The 13,716-nt window shown below is 43.9% G+C and carries 11 protein-coding genes; 1 reads left to right on the top strand and 10 read right to left on the bottom strand.

The window, feature by feature from the left end:
* Positions 1–120 precede the first annotated feature (120 nt).
* Positions 121–1,587, top strand: a complete 1,467-nt coding sequence (locus AC3WVG_RS02690) for a CDP-archaeol synthase (RefSeq protein WP_488796640.1) — start codon at positions 121–123, stop codon at positions 1,585–1,587.
* 313 nt (positions 1,588–1,900) lie between these two features.
* Here the strand turns inward: AC3WVG_RS02690 and AC3WVG_RS02685 are convergent, their stop codons facing one another.
* The 10 genes from AC3WVG_RS02685 to AC3WVG_RS02640 all read right to left on the bottom strand — a co-directional run bounded on the left by AC3WVG_RS02685 (position 1,901) and on the right by AC3WVG_RS02640 (position 13,068).
* Positions 1,901–2,677, bottom strand: a complete 777-nt coding sequence (locus tag AC3WVG_RS02685) for an ATP-binding protein (RefSeq protein ID WP_488796639.1) — start codon at positions 2,675–2,677, stop codon at positions 1,901–1,903.
* Between the two features lie 70 nt (positions 2,678–2,747).
* Complete coding sequence (gene cooS, locus AC3WVG_RS02680) at positions 2,748–4,655, bottom strand: anaerobic carbon-monoxide dehydrogenase catalytic subunit (RefSeq protein ID WP_488796638.1); 1,908 nt, start codon at positions 4,653–4,655, stop codon at positions 2,748–2,750.
* A gap of 16 nt (positions 4,656–4,671) precedes the next feature.
* Positions 4,672–5,229: a 4Fe-4S dicluster domain-containing protein gene (locus tag AC3WVG_RS02675; RefSeq protein WP_488796637.1), complete on the bottom strand. Its 558-nt coding sequence runs from the start codon at positions 5,227–5,229 to the stop codon at positions 4,672–4,674.
* Positions 5,230–5,246: 17 nt separating this feature from the next.
* The gene (hypA, locus tag AC3WVG_RS02670; protein ID WP_488796636.1) at positions 5,247–5,591 is read right to left on the bottom strand and encodes a hydrogenase maturation nickel metallochaperone HypA; all 345 of its coding nucleotides are present in this window, start codon (positions 5,589–5,591) and stop codon (positions 5,247–5,249) included.
* A gap of 87 nt (positions 5,592–5,678) precedes the next feature.
* A complete protein-coding gene (locus AC3WVG_RS02665) occupies positions 5,679–6,761 on the bottom strand; it encodes a hydrogenase large subunit (protein ID WP_488796635.1) in 1,083 nt (360 codons plus the stop codon).
* Positions 6,762–7,304: an NADH-quinone oxidoreductase subunit C gene (locus AC3WVG_RS02660; RefSeq protein WP_488796634.1), complete on the bottom strand. Its 543-nt coding sequence runs from the start codon at positions 7,302–7,304 to the stop codon at positions 6,762–6,764.
* 15 nt (positions 7,305–7,319) lie between these two features.
* Entirely contained in the window at positions 7,320–7,817 is a 498-nt protein-coding gene (locus AC3WVG_RS02655) for a 4Fe-4S dicluster domain-containing protein (protein ID WP_488796633.1), read from the bottom strand.
* Between the two features lie 14 nt (positions 7,818–7,831).
* Positions 7,832–8,263 (bottom strand): NADH-quinone oxidoreductase subunit B family protein, encoded by a 432-nt coding sequence (locus AC3WVG_RS02650; protein WP_488796632.1) that lies wholly within the window; start codon positions 8,261–8,263, stop codon positions 7,832–7,834.
* A gap of 15 nt (positions 8,264–8,278) precedes the next feature.
* Complete coding sequence (locus tag AC3WVG_RS02645) at positions 8,279–9,244, bottom strand: respiratory chain complex I subunit 1 family protein (protein ID WP_488796631.1); 966 nt, start codon at positions 9,242–9,244, stop codon at positions 8,279–8,281.
* Positions 9,245–9,246: 2 nt separating this feature from the next.
* Positions 9,247–13,068, bottom strand: coding sequence for a proton-conducting transporter transmembrane domain-containing protein (locus AC3WVG_RS02640; protein WP_488796630.1), 3,822 nt, complete (start codon positions 13,066–13,068; stop codon positions 9,247–9,249).
* Positions 13,069–13,716 lie beyond the last annotated feature (648 nt).

Here is a 13,716-nt window from a genome sequence, read left to right as displayed (position 1 = left end):
AAATAAATGGCTTGAAGTATAGAAGGGGGGTGACTGCTTGTCACCCCCTTTTTTTACATAATGTTAAATATGTTTTATAAGTAAAAAAGACCCACACAAAAAAAGTGAGAACTTATTTTTATGTTTTTTTTAAAATTACTATTTTTGCTTTGGTTGATTAATTTTGCCCCACCATTTCTGGCCTTCTTTTTGGAAGACAGATGGGATACTCCTGTGGACATGGGTAAAGTCTTACGGGATAAAAAACCCCTTTTTGGTGAACACAAAACAATTCGTGGGATAATAGCCGCTGTCGGAGCCGGGGGAGGAATCGCCCTTCTCTTTGGCTTCCCTCTCTGGGTTGGGCTAACAGCGGGAATTTTAAGTATGGCAGGAGATTTGACCTCCAGCTTCATCAAACGCAGGTTTTCTCTCACCTCTGGCTATAATGTTCCTGGCCTGGACCAGCTTTTTGAGGGGCTTTTCCCACTTCTTTTTCTAAAACATTACTTTTTGTTCTCCTGGCCGACATTTTTCGCAATTCTGATAGCCTTCTGTATCGGCGCATATGTGGGCTCCATATTTTACAAGTCGTTTCTTCAAAAAGAGCCATTTAGCGGCTATCCCAGGCCTGTTAAGCCTCGGATAGTTTTCAAAGAGTTGATCTCGTGTAGAGTCAAATCAAAAATTTTAAGCCAGTTCCTCAATTTTGAAGATGCTCTTTTCTATCACCTGCTTATCCAAACCTTTTTCAAAACACTTGGTTTATATAAAAAAGGAATGACCAACGCCCTTAACTTTAAGCTAAGGGAAATCTCTATTAGCCACCCTAAACTACCTCACAGCTTTGAGGAATACACGATTCTCTTTATGAGCGACCTGCATCTCGACTGTCTAAACGGTTTGACAGAACGCTTACAAACTGTGCTTGAACAAACCTCGGTTGATCTCTGCATACTGGGTGGCGATTACAGGATGGCCACCCACGGTACATATCTGGAGGCCATGAATAAGTTAAAGCGAGTCATATCCAGCATAAAAACCAATGACGGGATAATAGCCGTGCTTGGAAACCATGATTGTCTTGAAATGGTCGAGTTCCTGGAAGAGATAGGGGTCAAGGTTCTGCTTAATGATGCCCTCCCAATTGAACATAAAGGACAAACAATCTGGATAGTTGGAGTTGACGATCCTCACTACTACCAATGCCACGATCTAGACCAGGCTTTTGAAAAGGTCCCTCAGGATGCGTTTTCTATTTTCGTGGCCCACACTCCAAAAATATACAAAGAAGCAGCGAAACACGGAGCAGATATCTACCTTACCGGCCATACTCATGCAGGACAGATACAGATACCGCCCATAGGTCCTGTTTTTACCCACTGCCCTGCACCTAGAAAATACTGCCAAGGTCTTTGGAATTACAGACAGATGGTTGGGTTTACTACTTCCGGAGTAGGAGTATCCGGAGTGCCGGTACGGTTCAATTGCTCTGGTGAAGTCGTTAAAATCCGGTTAAAACGAAAACCAGGCAACTGTCTGCCCAGCCGGGAAGAAGAGGGAAGCCATAGCGCTGATGAAACAGACCGTGTCCCTATTATAGATTGAATGGAAGCGCGTATTGTAAACTTGTAAAGACTATAAATTCAAATTAAGCAGAGCATTATTTGTCCGCCCCGTTTTCCCCTTTTGAGGAAGGCAAAGGAGGTCGTTACCAAGGTATTTTTGGTATTTTTTTCTTTTAAATATAAATATATATTTAAATATATAAGGGAAGCGGGGCGGACAAATAATGCTCTGCTTATACTTTGCATCTTTAAAATTATAAACTGCACCACAGAATCCTAAACGTTTCTCCCTGTGGCAAGACGCGTAAACCTACGCTTCACTCACCTCCTTCTTTGTATAGACCAATACTTTTCTAATTATTCAACTTTGCCACCAACCGGGCTTTGATTGATCTTACTTCTTCAACTACCATGCCACCGACATCAAAAGGTGAAACCCCTTCCAAATCAGCCTTTTTGACCTCTTCACTTAGATGAACAAAACCCAACAACTCCAAATCAACCAAATTTTCCCTAATAAATTGAACATCAGCCTCATCAACTACTTTACTACCCACCGCAAAAACCCTTTTGATCCCAAGGTCCTCAGCCAAGGTTTTGATCTGCATAGCGGTTTGGATACTTCTCCGACCTGGCTCCACAACCACCAACAAGGCATCAACCGACTCAGCAGTACCTCGACCCAGATGCTCGATACCGGCTTCCATATCCATGATCACCACATCTTCTCTTTCAATCAAAAGGTGTTTCATCAAGCTTTTGAGCAAAGCATGTTCCGGACAAAAACAACCGCTTCCACCCTGTTCAACAGTCCCCATAAGCAATAACTTAACTCCCTGATGTTCCACACAATATTTCTCAGGCAAGTCATCCACTTTAGGATTCAAAATAAAATACGAGCCGTACCCGCCACTTGCCCCGGTGCGTTCTTCAGCCAACTTTTTCATCTTTGAAAAGGGGATTATTTTTTTATATTGTGACTCGGGTATGCCTAGAGCTGATGCAAGGTTAGCATCCGGGTCAGCATCTACGGCCAAAACACGATAGCCCTCTGTAGAAAAAAGGCGAGCTAGTATTCCGGCAACTGTAGTTTTCCCCACGCCACCTTTGCCTGTAACCGCTATTTTCATAATTAACCGTTCTGTTATTCTTGTTTTTTGGGATAAGGGCTCCGAAGAGCCCTTAATTTATTGATTGACGTTAAATACCCAAACCCTCACGTCTTTGCTTAATTACAGCAATCAATTTTTCGGCAGCCTTTTTCGGATCAGTTTCTACGATAAAGTAACCTCCAAGCAAATCTTTTGCCTTTTCTGTTAAAAATTCAGCAACTACAGAAGACCCCAGAACTTGGGGTACGACTCCGATATGGGTTGGTAATCCCAAAGCAACAGCCCATGTTCCAATCGCGACAGCCTTCTCTGCCATAGCCTCAGGTGCAGAGGCTACTAATGGCAACTTGTCCAAATCTACACCCAACTTGTCGGCAATGGCCACAGCTACTTTAACGGCTCTGGTATTATCAACACATGAACCCATGTGTAGTACTAAAGGCAAAGGCCCGTTAAGGCCGGCTGCCTCTCCAATAGCAGTGAGCACGGCTTTTAGGGAGTCTCCGGCATAGGCCTCTGTCGCTTCTTGGGTCATTAGACCATTCTTGGCAAAAGCACCAGCACCACAACCGGTGGCTAGTATCAATACGTTATTTTTGGCCAACTCTTTAGCAATAGTAATAAAACTATTGTCTTGAGTTATCTGGGGGTTGTTACATCCAGCAAACAACGCAATGCCCTGAATATTTCCATTAACTATATTATCAATTAAAAGTTTTAGGGGGTCATTAGCATCTAATTTGCTCAAAGCCGCTATGATAGCCTCTGCACTGAAGCCTGTAATAGCTGTTTGTTTATTAGAAGGAATGTTAATCTTATTGTTATCTCGTCTTTTAAAGGCATCAATTGCAAGCTCGACAATCTTTTTGGCACTGTCCAGGGCCGTATCCTCATGGAACTCTATATGGGTAGCGCCGGTAATCTTATTTTCATTTAAAGTAGTAATTACTTCTGTATGGAAACATTCGCTTATTTTACTAATAGAAGGCATAATACACTGCACATCCACGACCATGGCATCTACTGCGCCCGTAATAATGGCAAGCTCTTGAGACAGGTAGTTAGAGGCCAGAGGAATACCACGCCGCATCATTACTTCGTTACCTGTACAGCAAATACCGACAACGTTAATGCCATCTTTTGCGCCGGCTTTCTTGGCCTCTTCGTTCATTTTAAGGGCCACGTCACAGACGATTTCACTCAATAAAGGATTATGGCCGTGAACCGCTATATTGACAGCATTTTCCTTTAGCACCCCAAGGTTGGCTGCAGTAACTACAGGCTCAGGCGTGCCAAAAATAACATCGGATAGTTCTGTTGAGAGATACATGCCTGTATAGTCAACCAGCGCGCCCTTTAAACCTGCGAGCATAACATTTACTGGATCGGCATCACAGCCAACATGGGTGCGCCCCATAATTTCGGTGACAACGGCATCAATATTATGCGGCATAACCTGAAGTTTGCGCAATTTATCTACCCGTTCAGTCGTCATGGTTTCCTTGGCCCAGCTACAAGGTCTATTTCTCTCCTGGCGTGAGAAGTCCTCCAGGCTAGCCAAAGCTACTTCTTTTGCCACTTGCTTTATATCTTTACCTGCCGGTTCCAAATTTAATTTTTCCGCTATACTTCTTAACTTTTGCTCATCCTTGATCCTGTATGCAGGCGCATGTCCTTCTCCAACTGCCAATAAGGTTAATGCTACATGACGACCATGCTCGGAATGTGCGGCAGCACCTGCTGCAATCATGCGGATCAAGTTTCGGGCCACTATAGTATGAGCATCTGCTCCACAAATACCTCTTTGTGGTCCGCTGCCAAAGGGATCGATTCGGCAAGGGCCTTTCCAACAAATACGACAGCAAACTCCTAACTGACCAAAACCACATTGTGGTTTCATTGCCTCATAACGATCCCAAACCGTTTCTATACCTTCCTTATTAGCAATGGGAACCAATTGATCTACACAAGGATCAACAGCTCTTTTGTTACTCATGATTGTTCCTTCCTCCTCATATGTGTTTGTAGGCTTGCACAGCTTCCTTTGCTCTAGCCTCAAGGAGTTTTTTGCGATAACTTTCAATATCTACCAACATTATTGCCTTGGTAGGACACGCTTCAACACAGGCACAAGACAGCTCTTTGTTATCCTTCATTCTGCTGTAACAAAGATCACATTTTCTTGCTTTGCCTTTTTTAGTTCGACTGCTCTCATTTTCGTCTTCATCTGTAGTTACTGTAATCGCCCCGAAAGGACATACCATGACGCAAACCTTGCAACCAACACAACTCTTCTCATTTATTTTAACCATTCCCTCTTCCTGGTATATTGCCCCTGTAGGACAGGCGAGAGCACAAGGAGCATCTTCACATTGTCTACATTGAATAGGCATGATCAGGTTATTAGATTGAACAACTGAGTTTCTTGGCTGTAATCGTAACCTCTGAGCGACTGCAGTCAGTAAGTCAGAATCAGCATGAGCAACAGCACAAGCTAATTCACAACTTTTACAACCTAGACACTTTGTTGGATCAGCATAAATAAAGTAATTTTCTTTAATTCTTTCCAATGATATTCACCTCCTTTTTATTGTTCTACTTCCAAATTTTCAATGTACAATTCCCTTCCTGCGATGATTTCAACCGATCTACTTTCACATTTAGGACATTGAAATTTATAATTATATACACGGAAGACATTGGTGCAATCTAGACACTTTCCCTGCAGCGGAACTCGTTCAATAATTAATTCTGCTCCCTCAACAACAGTATCTTGCGCATAAACTTCAAAACATTTTGTCAAAGTTATATCTTCTACTGCTGTCATCTCGCCTACTTTTAGTTTTACTTTTAAGATCTTTTGAATCTGGTGCTCTTTTATTTTAACATTGATAATCTTAAATAAATTATCTACTATTGCCATCTCATGCATAATACATAACCTGTCCTTTTAATAAATGACTGGATAGATCCAAGATAATTTAAAAATTAACTGGGCAACATCTCCGAAATTTAAGTATTATCTTTCGGTGCACGAGATACAGGGATCAATACTATTAACAATAAGTGGGATATCAGAAACTTTATTCCCAGGCATCATTACATGTAGCGCTTCCCAATTTACATAAGTTGGTACACGCCACTTAAGACGCTCAGGAGTATCAGTTCCATTGGTGCGGAGATAATAGATCAATTCTCCTCGCGGAGCCTCTGACTTTGCGACAGCTTCACCGGCGGGAATCTCTGGCAAATAATCAATACAAATTGAGCCGTCAGGCAGTTCCTTTAGGCATTGTTCGATAATCTTGATAGCCTCGAAGATTTCACGCAATCTTACAATTACTCTTGCTCTAACATCACAACCATTTTCTACAGGAACATCAAACTTTAACCTATCATAAGCAGCATAAGGGCTTTTTTTCCGCACATCATAATCTATGCCGGACCCCCTTGCCACAGGGCCAACCACACCATATTGAATGGCAGCTTCTTTGGGTAGAACTCCTACTCCTTCAGTTCGAGCCCGAACAAACTTATTCTTCGTATATATACCGTATAGTTCATCTAATGATTTTTTAAGATTCTCTAACTGCTTCGTTATATATTTAATCTTTTCATCAGATAGGTCATATCGTACGCCACCAATACAATTGATAGCCAGGTTCATCCGATTGCCGTAGATAGTCTCCTTGATATCCTGAACTATCTCGCGTATCTCCATTGCATGCATAAACAGGGAATCAAAACCAATGATATGAGCTAGTATACCGGCGTTGAACAAATTGGACCCTATCCTTTTTATTTCATCAGCAATAACCCTTAGATATTCGCCTCGTTCCGGGACCTGAATTCCGGCAATCTTCTCCAGGGCCATGCAATAAGTACAGGGATGACTATTGGAGCATAGAGAGCAAACTCGCTCTGTTAAAGTTATATTCTGGTAAAAATTTCGTTTCATTGCCAATAATTCCATACCGCGATGCACATGACCAGCCGTTATATCCAGAGCAACTATAGTCTCTCCTTCAACTTGTACCTGGAAATACATCGGCTCTTCTAGCGCGACGTGAAGCGGACCGACAGGGACTGTATAAGTGCTCATTTAACTATTCACCTCCTTTGAAGTGCCGGCAAAGATCTTTTCCCATAATGTTTTAGTAGTAGCTCCATTCATGGCTACTGATAAAGGGATTAATTTGTCCATTATTCCTTCATCAATATTTCTATCAAGGAACAATCTCTTTGGATTTGGATGACCCAGTAGTTTGATATCATACAATTCCTGCAGTTCTCGTTCTGCCCAGTCGGCACTTTTTAAAATTGGAGTAATAGAGTTTACCTTACAACCATTAGCAGGTATTTCTATAGTAACAGTGCAAGTACAGCCATCGAGGTCAAAATGATATGCTATTTCGTGAACTGCCTCCTGTTGGGCATTCTTAGCTTTATAAGCAGAGATGGTGATTACCCGGCCGCCCAATTTTGATACAATCAGGGCAACATTGGTGATTTGGTTGTGCTCATCTAACCTGCACCAGCCAGTAACAACCCCTTTAGAGTCAGTTTCCCAGCGCAGACTGAATCCTTCGCCCACTGCCTGGGTCAATTCTCTTGCAAAGTCCTCTTGAATTCTTCGCTCCACCATTCTCCCTCCTCTGCCTTACCGCAGCGATTGTTTTTGACGACATTTCGGGCATAAATGTCTTAATTTCTCAATGTCCTTGTTAACCTTGCCAAATGCTTGAGTCATTAACTCTGGAGCTATGGGGACCATAGGTGTCGCGCACCGGGTACAAGTGACATATTTAATAAATCCTTTTTCCACATATCTATATTTGTCTTCCTGACTGTGAGCAGTATGGAAATCTTCAGTTAAGCGAATGGCCTTGGTGGGACAGTAATATTCGCAGAGACCGCAAAATGCGCATGTATTGTGCCAGACTATGAACTCCAAGCCGCTTTTGTCTGCTGTTTCCTTGATTTGTATTGCTCCACCAGCACAAACGTGCTCACACATTCCACACGCGATACAGGCCTTGGCATTATATTTGATTTTACCTCTCAATCCCTTGGGGATAAAAGTTTCACCAAAAGGATAAGGGTCTGTAGACGGGCCTTTGAGCAAATTACGAAGCACTACCTTTAAAAATGAAGACATGGGGAAATCCTCCTTTACATTCTGGTTTCCCAGATTTTGATGGCTTCAACTATCCCGTCAATAATGGCCTGTGGCCTGGGGGGACAGCCCGGCACATTTACATCTACCGGAATAAAACTATCAATAGGCCCAGCAATAGCATAACTGTCTCTAAACACCCCGGCAGAGATGGGGCAGACTCCAATAGCTACTGTTACTTTAGGATCAGGTATTTCATCATAAAGACGCAGAACTTTTTCCTTCACTCGAACAGTAAGTGGGCCAGTAATCAGAACGATGTCCGCATGTTTTGGGCTTCCACAATATTTGCAGCCCAGACGCTCAACATCAAAACGAGGGATACAGGCTGTAGTTGCCAGTTCCACATCACAGCCATTACAGGACCCGGCATTGATCCGGTACAGCCACGGTGATCTCCCGACAATTTTTTGCAGTAAATTTTTCATAATAGTTCATCCCCGTTATCGGTGTAACAGCGTTAAAACCAAGCTGACCAAAGCTAGTACGGTTGGCCACCTAAGATAGAACTTAAATGCCTGATCGATTCGTAGCCTTCCGGTGGTTGTACGAACAAGAGTAATGGAAATTATCATTAGGACAAAACACTTCAGAGAAAACCATATTAGATTAAGCAAGAAACTTTCACTCAAGGGGGTCGGGAAAAAGAGGGCTACGCCTAAACCCAATACCACAACCATTTTGAGGGAGGTCACTAGATTAAATAAGGCCAGACCTGAACCGGAATATTCCAGAATAGGCCCCTCGACTATTTCAGACTCGGCCTCGGGAATATCAAAGGGCAATACCCCCATATTACCAGGAATAAAGATCAAAAAAGCCACCAGCGCCGGCAACATGGTGTAATCAAAAAGAAAAGGGCCGTTTTGAAGCTGAAACTGGACAATTTTGTGCAAAGAGAAGGTGGCCACCTCACCAGTTGCCAATCCGACCTTCAAAGCAACCGTCACCAACACTATCAGTAACGGCAACTCGTACGAAATCATCATGACCATTTCCCTGGAAAAGCCTATGGCACCAAAGGGTGAACTGGAAGCGGAACCAGCGACCATTAAAGCTAATGCTGGTAAAGCCAGCAAATAAAGCAAAACCAGTGAATCTCCCAAATGTTCAAAGCCCTGGTATACTCCAGCAATAGGTATCAAGGTCACAGCCGCCATCATCCCTGCGAACCCCAACAACGGCGCTAGTCTAAAACCACCCAGGTGTGCGGTCTCTGGGACAACCATTTCCTTTTTGGTTAGTTTAACCAGGTCAATAAAGGGCTGATAAACAGGGGGGCCAACCCGCCTCTGCAATCGAGCAGCGATTTTACGGTCAAGCCCCTTCAGAAACAGTCCAAAGGTTAGAGCGAACAAGCCGCCAGGGAATATCAACAAGACAAAGATCGGTTGAAAAATGTCAGTCATAGTTATGCCCCCTTACCTAAGCCGACGATCTGGCACAGCACTTTAGTGCATTGTTTTACCAGGTTTTTTGTCGGTTCATAAAGGTTCTGCGCATTAACATGCACCTCTTCAGGCGTTAGATCTGTTACGCCGCAGGTATAAATTTTTGTGTAACGAATTCTCCTGTTGCCCATAAAATAGACACTGACCCCCGCAATAAAGGCTAGTCCCAATAACCCACCGATTACACCGGCGTTCCAGGCCCCCAGGCCTGAATTGACCCCGAAAAGTGAAACCGGAACTGGTGTGAGACCCAACCAGGTTTCAATTTCGGCAATGGGCTTTAGTATTAATCCAGGGAAAATCCCCGAAACAATGCACAAGACCGCTAAAGCCAGCATGGGGATAAGCATACTCTTAGGAGCTTCAGTTACATTCTCTAGCTCTTTGGATAATTGTCCGAAAAATGCAGAGTGTAAAAACTTTACAAAATATGCCAGGGTCAGAACACTGGCTACCAAGGAGAACAAGGCCAGAAAGACATATCCTTTTTCCATGGCAGCCTGATAGATAATCCATTTAGAGGTAAATCCATTGAACGGCGGGATACCGGCAATAGAAAATGCTCCAATTGCAAAGACAGCGAGAGTTACCGGCATTTTTCTGCCGATTCCTCCCAATCTATCCAGGTTTTCAATGCCGGTCTTCACCATAATGGCTCCGGCAACCAAAAAAAGCAGATTTTTAAACAACATATGGTTAACAAAATGCAACAAACCTCCAGCCACTCCCAAAGAAGATCCCAGGCTGATACCTAAGATGATATAACCTATCTGACTCACTGTACTATAAATGAGCATGCGTTTCATGCCACTCTGCACTAGGGCCAGTGCAGCTGCCATTAAGGTAGTAAAACCGCCTATCCAGGCAGCTGTATACATCAGGCTGGGCATTTTCCCTGCCAGACCGAATTTGCTTATAAGAGCAACGCCACCAAAAACATAAAATAGTTTTGCCATTCCAAAAGGGGCACTCTTTAAAAGTACAGAAGAAATGTAACCACTGACCGGTGTTGGTGCAGGTGCCGGATGCATCTGATAGTCTATACGGAAGGGCAGCATGGCTGCTTTCATTGCAAAGCCGATCAACATCAGGATCAAGCCAAGGGCCACTAGATTTGTCGGCAATTCATTTAACCTTCCGGCCAGTTCACTCATCTCAAAGGTACCGGCATTAGCAGTTAAGACAATAAGTCCTAAAAACATCAGGCTGGCGCCTACATAATTGAAAATAAAGTACTTAAAACCTTCTCGTAATGCATCCTTGGTTTCCTCATGAATAATCACAAAGTATAGGGTCCAGCTGCTCATGATTTCCCAGAAAACAAAGAAATTGAAGAGATCTTTGCTTACAGCCACGCCCAGAAGACCGCCAATCATCAAAACAAAAAACATGTAAAAGCGACCTTGAGCATGCCCATGAGCCATATAGCCCTGCGAGTAGAGTAGATTTAAAATCCCAATAAAGGCGATAAGTAGGGCAAAACTCCAGGAAAAAACATCTAGAGAGGAAGAGGCGGTAAATATTGCTATTAAAGTTGCGGCCATTGTCACAACTGCCAACCAGCCGCTAGCAACAACCGAACGTCTTCCCAAGACGTAAACAACCAGAGCACCAGCCATCGGAATCAACACAACCATGGGCCATACAATGGAAACATTGGGGATAGCAGCCACAGCCACGTGTCCTTTGGCTGCAACCAAATCAGCCACCGGCTTAACCAAAGCCATGCCAGCTTGCGGATACAAACCATTAAATACGGCCAGAGCAGACAGTATTCCAATTGGAATCAACATAGTGATTGGAGCTTCCTTGAGCGGAGGGCCCTCATACTTTTCAAAAAAGATAATTCTAACCAACTTCAGATAATAAAAACCGCCAATAATACTGCCCAGAAGGATTAAACCCGCCAATGCCGTTTGACCTGCCTGCACACAGGCATAAAGCATTAGAAATTTACTGATGAAACCGTTAAAAGGCGGCAACCCCATAATTGCCAAGATACCGATACTAAAACAGAGAGCCGTGACAGGCATTTCCCGGCCGATGCCTTTGAATTTAGCTATTTCCTGACTCTTCAAACGGAAGATCAATGCTCCCACGGCCAGGAAGAGGAGGTTTTTCATGATAGCATGGTTCAGGACATGATAAAGAGAACCAACAAGACTCAGGTAGGTGCCTATTCCCAAGGTAATTACTATCTCTCCCACTTGGGCCATGGTGGAATAGGCCAGCATTTTTTTAATGTCGGTTTGCCGGAGAGCCATGACCTCGCCGAACAGGAGGGTCAGGACTCCAAGCATGGACACAATAAATCCGATACTGGAAAGCTGTTGGATAGTTCCTAATCCGGCCAGTAAACTTACTCCGAAGACGACAAAGAGAATACGTGCAAGACCGTAAATACCAGCTTTGGTTAAAATCCCTGACATCGGTGCCGAAATGGATGAGGGCGCTACAGGATGAGCATCAGGCAGCCAGCTATGCATCGGCACCAGGCCGGCCTTGACGCCAAAGCCGACGATAAACATTATCAGCACGGCTAACATGAGACTCGGAGACAACAACTGCAAGTTTGCCGAAATTGTTCCCATATCGAAACTTCCGAGCTTTATCTGCAGAGTTAAAATCGCAAAATGCATTACATAAGCCCCGGAAGTACACATGATAAAATATTTAAACCCGGCGCGCAGGGCTTTTGGCGTCTGATCATGAACAACCAAGAGGTAAGAAGCCCAGGTCATCAACTCCCAGAAGACGTATAAGTTCCCCAGCTCTTTGCTGGTGGTCAGGCCCAACAAGGTGCCCAGCATTAAGAGCAAAAAGAAAAAGTAACGATTTGTATGGGGCTTGCCCTTTAAATAGCCGACCGAATAAAGAGTGACCAAAAAACAGGCCCCGGCCATAATCAGGGCAAAGAGTTTTGACAGGCTGTCAAAATCGCCACCTTGCCAGGTCAGGAATACTGTTATGCCGGCGATGGTAACCGCCAGCGCATTGCGCAAGCCTGTCGAAAAACGTCCGACAAGATAAACTACGAACGCGCCAACGTAAGGAAGGAGAACCAGAGTGGACCAGGGTGATTCAAAGGCAGGCAAATGCGCATCTGCGGTTCCTGACAACAGGGCGGCAGCACGTTCCGCACTGTGAATGAAAGGCTCAGGAAACAGGCCCATCAAAGCGGTCAGGCCGCTTAAGCACCATAAAACTGCCATTGTGGCTGGCGATGCTTCCCTGACCTTTTCAGCTCCAACATCTACCTGGTCCGGCTTCTCAAAACAAAGCTTTTGGAACACAAGAAGGAAATAGACCGCTTCAATAATGCTGCCTAAGGAGGCGAGGGCGGCGAAAACCAAATGTCCGCTCTGAATAGCTGAATAAATAATCAGAAATTTACTGATAGAACCCTTAAATGGCGAGATACCCATTACTGCGAACACCCCGAAAGCAAACATGGTCGCTGTAACGGGCATACTCCTGCCTATCCCTTTGAGCTTCTCAGTACTACGAGAGCCAACTCGGGCAATAAATGTTGCCGCTGCCAAAAAGACCAGCCCCCGCATTACAACCTGGTATTCCAAATGCAGCAAAGCCCCTGTGATACCTTCATAGGTGCCTACCCCAAGACCCAGCAGCACATATCCGGCTTCAGCGATGCTGGACAAAACCAGTAATCGGGTCAGATTTTTCATCTGCTTCAGTGCAAATAGTTCCCCTGCAAGCAGAACTATTACACCAAAGAAAGCCATCATGGACGAGCCATTAACCAGAAAACCAGAATCCATTTTTCCCACCTCCATCACCGGGTATAACTTTACATTGTGTACGTATTTCTAAGTGTATCTTTGTCTAAATTTTCCAGGGGCACCCAATATCTTGCCTGACTGGATAAGTCCTAGAGGCTTGGCAAGCCGAATTATGCAAATTAATCTGGAGTCCACAAAAATTTGGCCAGCACTTGCCTAAACATAAGTCACTCATCCCCTTTAAGGATGATGACGGACTTCCTTTAGAAACCCAGTAGGACTTTAACCTCAGAGCAAAGCTAGTTACGAAAATTCTAAAGCTTTCGGCTATCAACAACATAATATAGGTGTTACGCTATTGACGATTAGCCAGAGAAAAAATAAGATCAGTTTATACTAAAGAGTCAGAACGCTACAAACTGTTTGTGCTCTTAGTACTAGTGAAGGGTGAAAAAAAATTCTGTCAGATAGCCGACAGTTTTCTAAAAAACTATTTGACGACTCTTTTTTGTGACATTAAGCTGTGTGGTTTATAGCGATTGAAAGACAAGCTACGCTTGAGGGGAGATAGTAAGGACTTTTTTTGCTTTGGCTGGTTGAGTTTATTCCGCTGTTTGCGGCCAACTTCCTCAAAGACAGTGGCTTATGCCAGGGTATAAGGCCTAGATTATCTGGGGATAAAGCTCG

It is taken from the genome of Desulfovulcanus sp. (genome assembly GCF_982781345.1).
Note: the sequence above shows the minus strand (reverse complement) of the source record. Positions and strands in the feature narration are given on the sequence as shown.

What these genes read in the sequence shown, in the direction of transcription:
- AC3WVG_RS02690 (WP_488796640.1), top strand. Translation starts at nt 121, where the DNA reads ATGTTTTTTTTAAAATTACTATTTTTGCTTTGGTTGATTAATTTTGCC.
- AC3WVG_RS02685 (WP_488796639.1), bottom strand. Translation starts at nt 2,677, where the DNA reads ATGAAAATAGCGGTTACAGGCAAAGGTGGCGTGGGGAAAACTACAGTT.
- cooS (WP_488796638.1), bottom strand. Translation starts at nt 4,655, where the DNA reads ATGAGTAACAAAAGAGCTGTTGATCCTTGTGTAGATCAATTGGTTCCC.
- hypA (WP_488796636.1), bottom strand. Translation starts at nt 5,591, where the DNA reads ATGCATGAGATGGCAATAGTAGATAATTTATTTAAGATTATCAATGTT.
- AC3WVG_RS02665 (WP_488796635.1), bottom strand. Translation starts at nt 6,761, where the DNA reads ATGAGCACTTATACAGTCCCTGTCGGTCCGCTTCACGTCGCGCTAGAA.
- AC3WVG_RS02660 (WP_488796634.1), bottom strand. Translation starts at nt 7,304, where the DNA reads ATGGTGGAGCGAAGAATTCAAGAGGACTTTGCAAGAGAATTGACCCAG.
- AC3WVG_RS02655 (WP_488796633.1), bottom strand. Translation starts at nt 7,817, where the DNA reads ATGTCTTCATTTTTAAAGGTAGTGCTTCGTAATTTGCTCAAAGGCCCG.
- AC3WVG_RS02650 (WP_488796632.1), bottom strand. Translation starts at nt 8,263, where the DNA reads ATGAAAAATTTACTGCAAAAAATTGTCGGGAGATCACCGTGGCTGTAC.
- AC3WVG_RS02645 (WP_488796631.1), bottom strand. Translation starts at nt 9,244, where the DNA reads ATGACTGACATTTTTCAACCGATCTTTGTCTTGTTGATATTCCCTGGC.
- AC3WVG_RS02640 (WP_488796630.1), bottom strand. Translation starts at nt 13,068, where the DNA reads ATGGATTCTGGTTTTCTGGTTAATGGCTCGTCCATGATGGCTTTCTTT.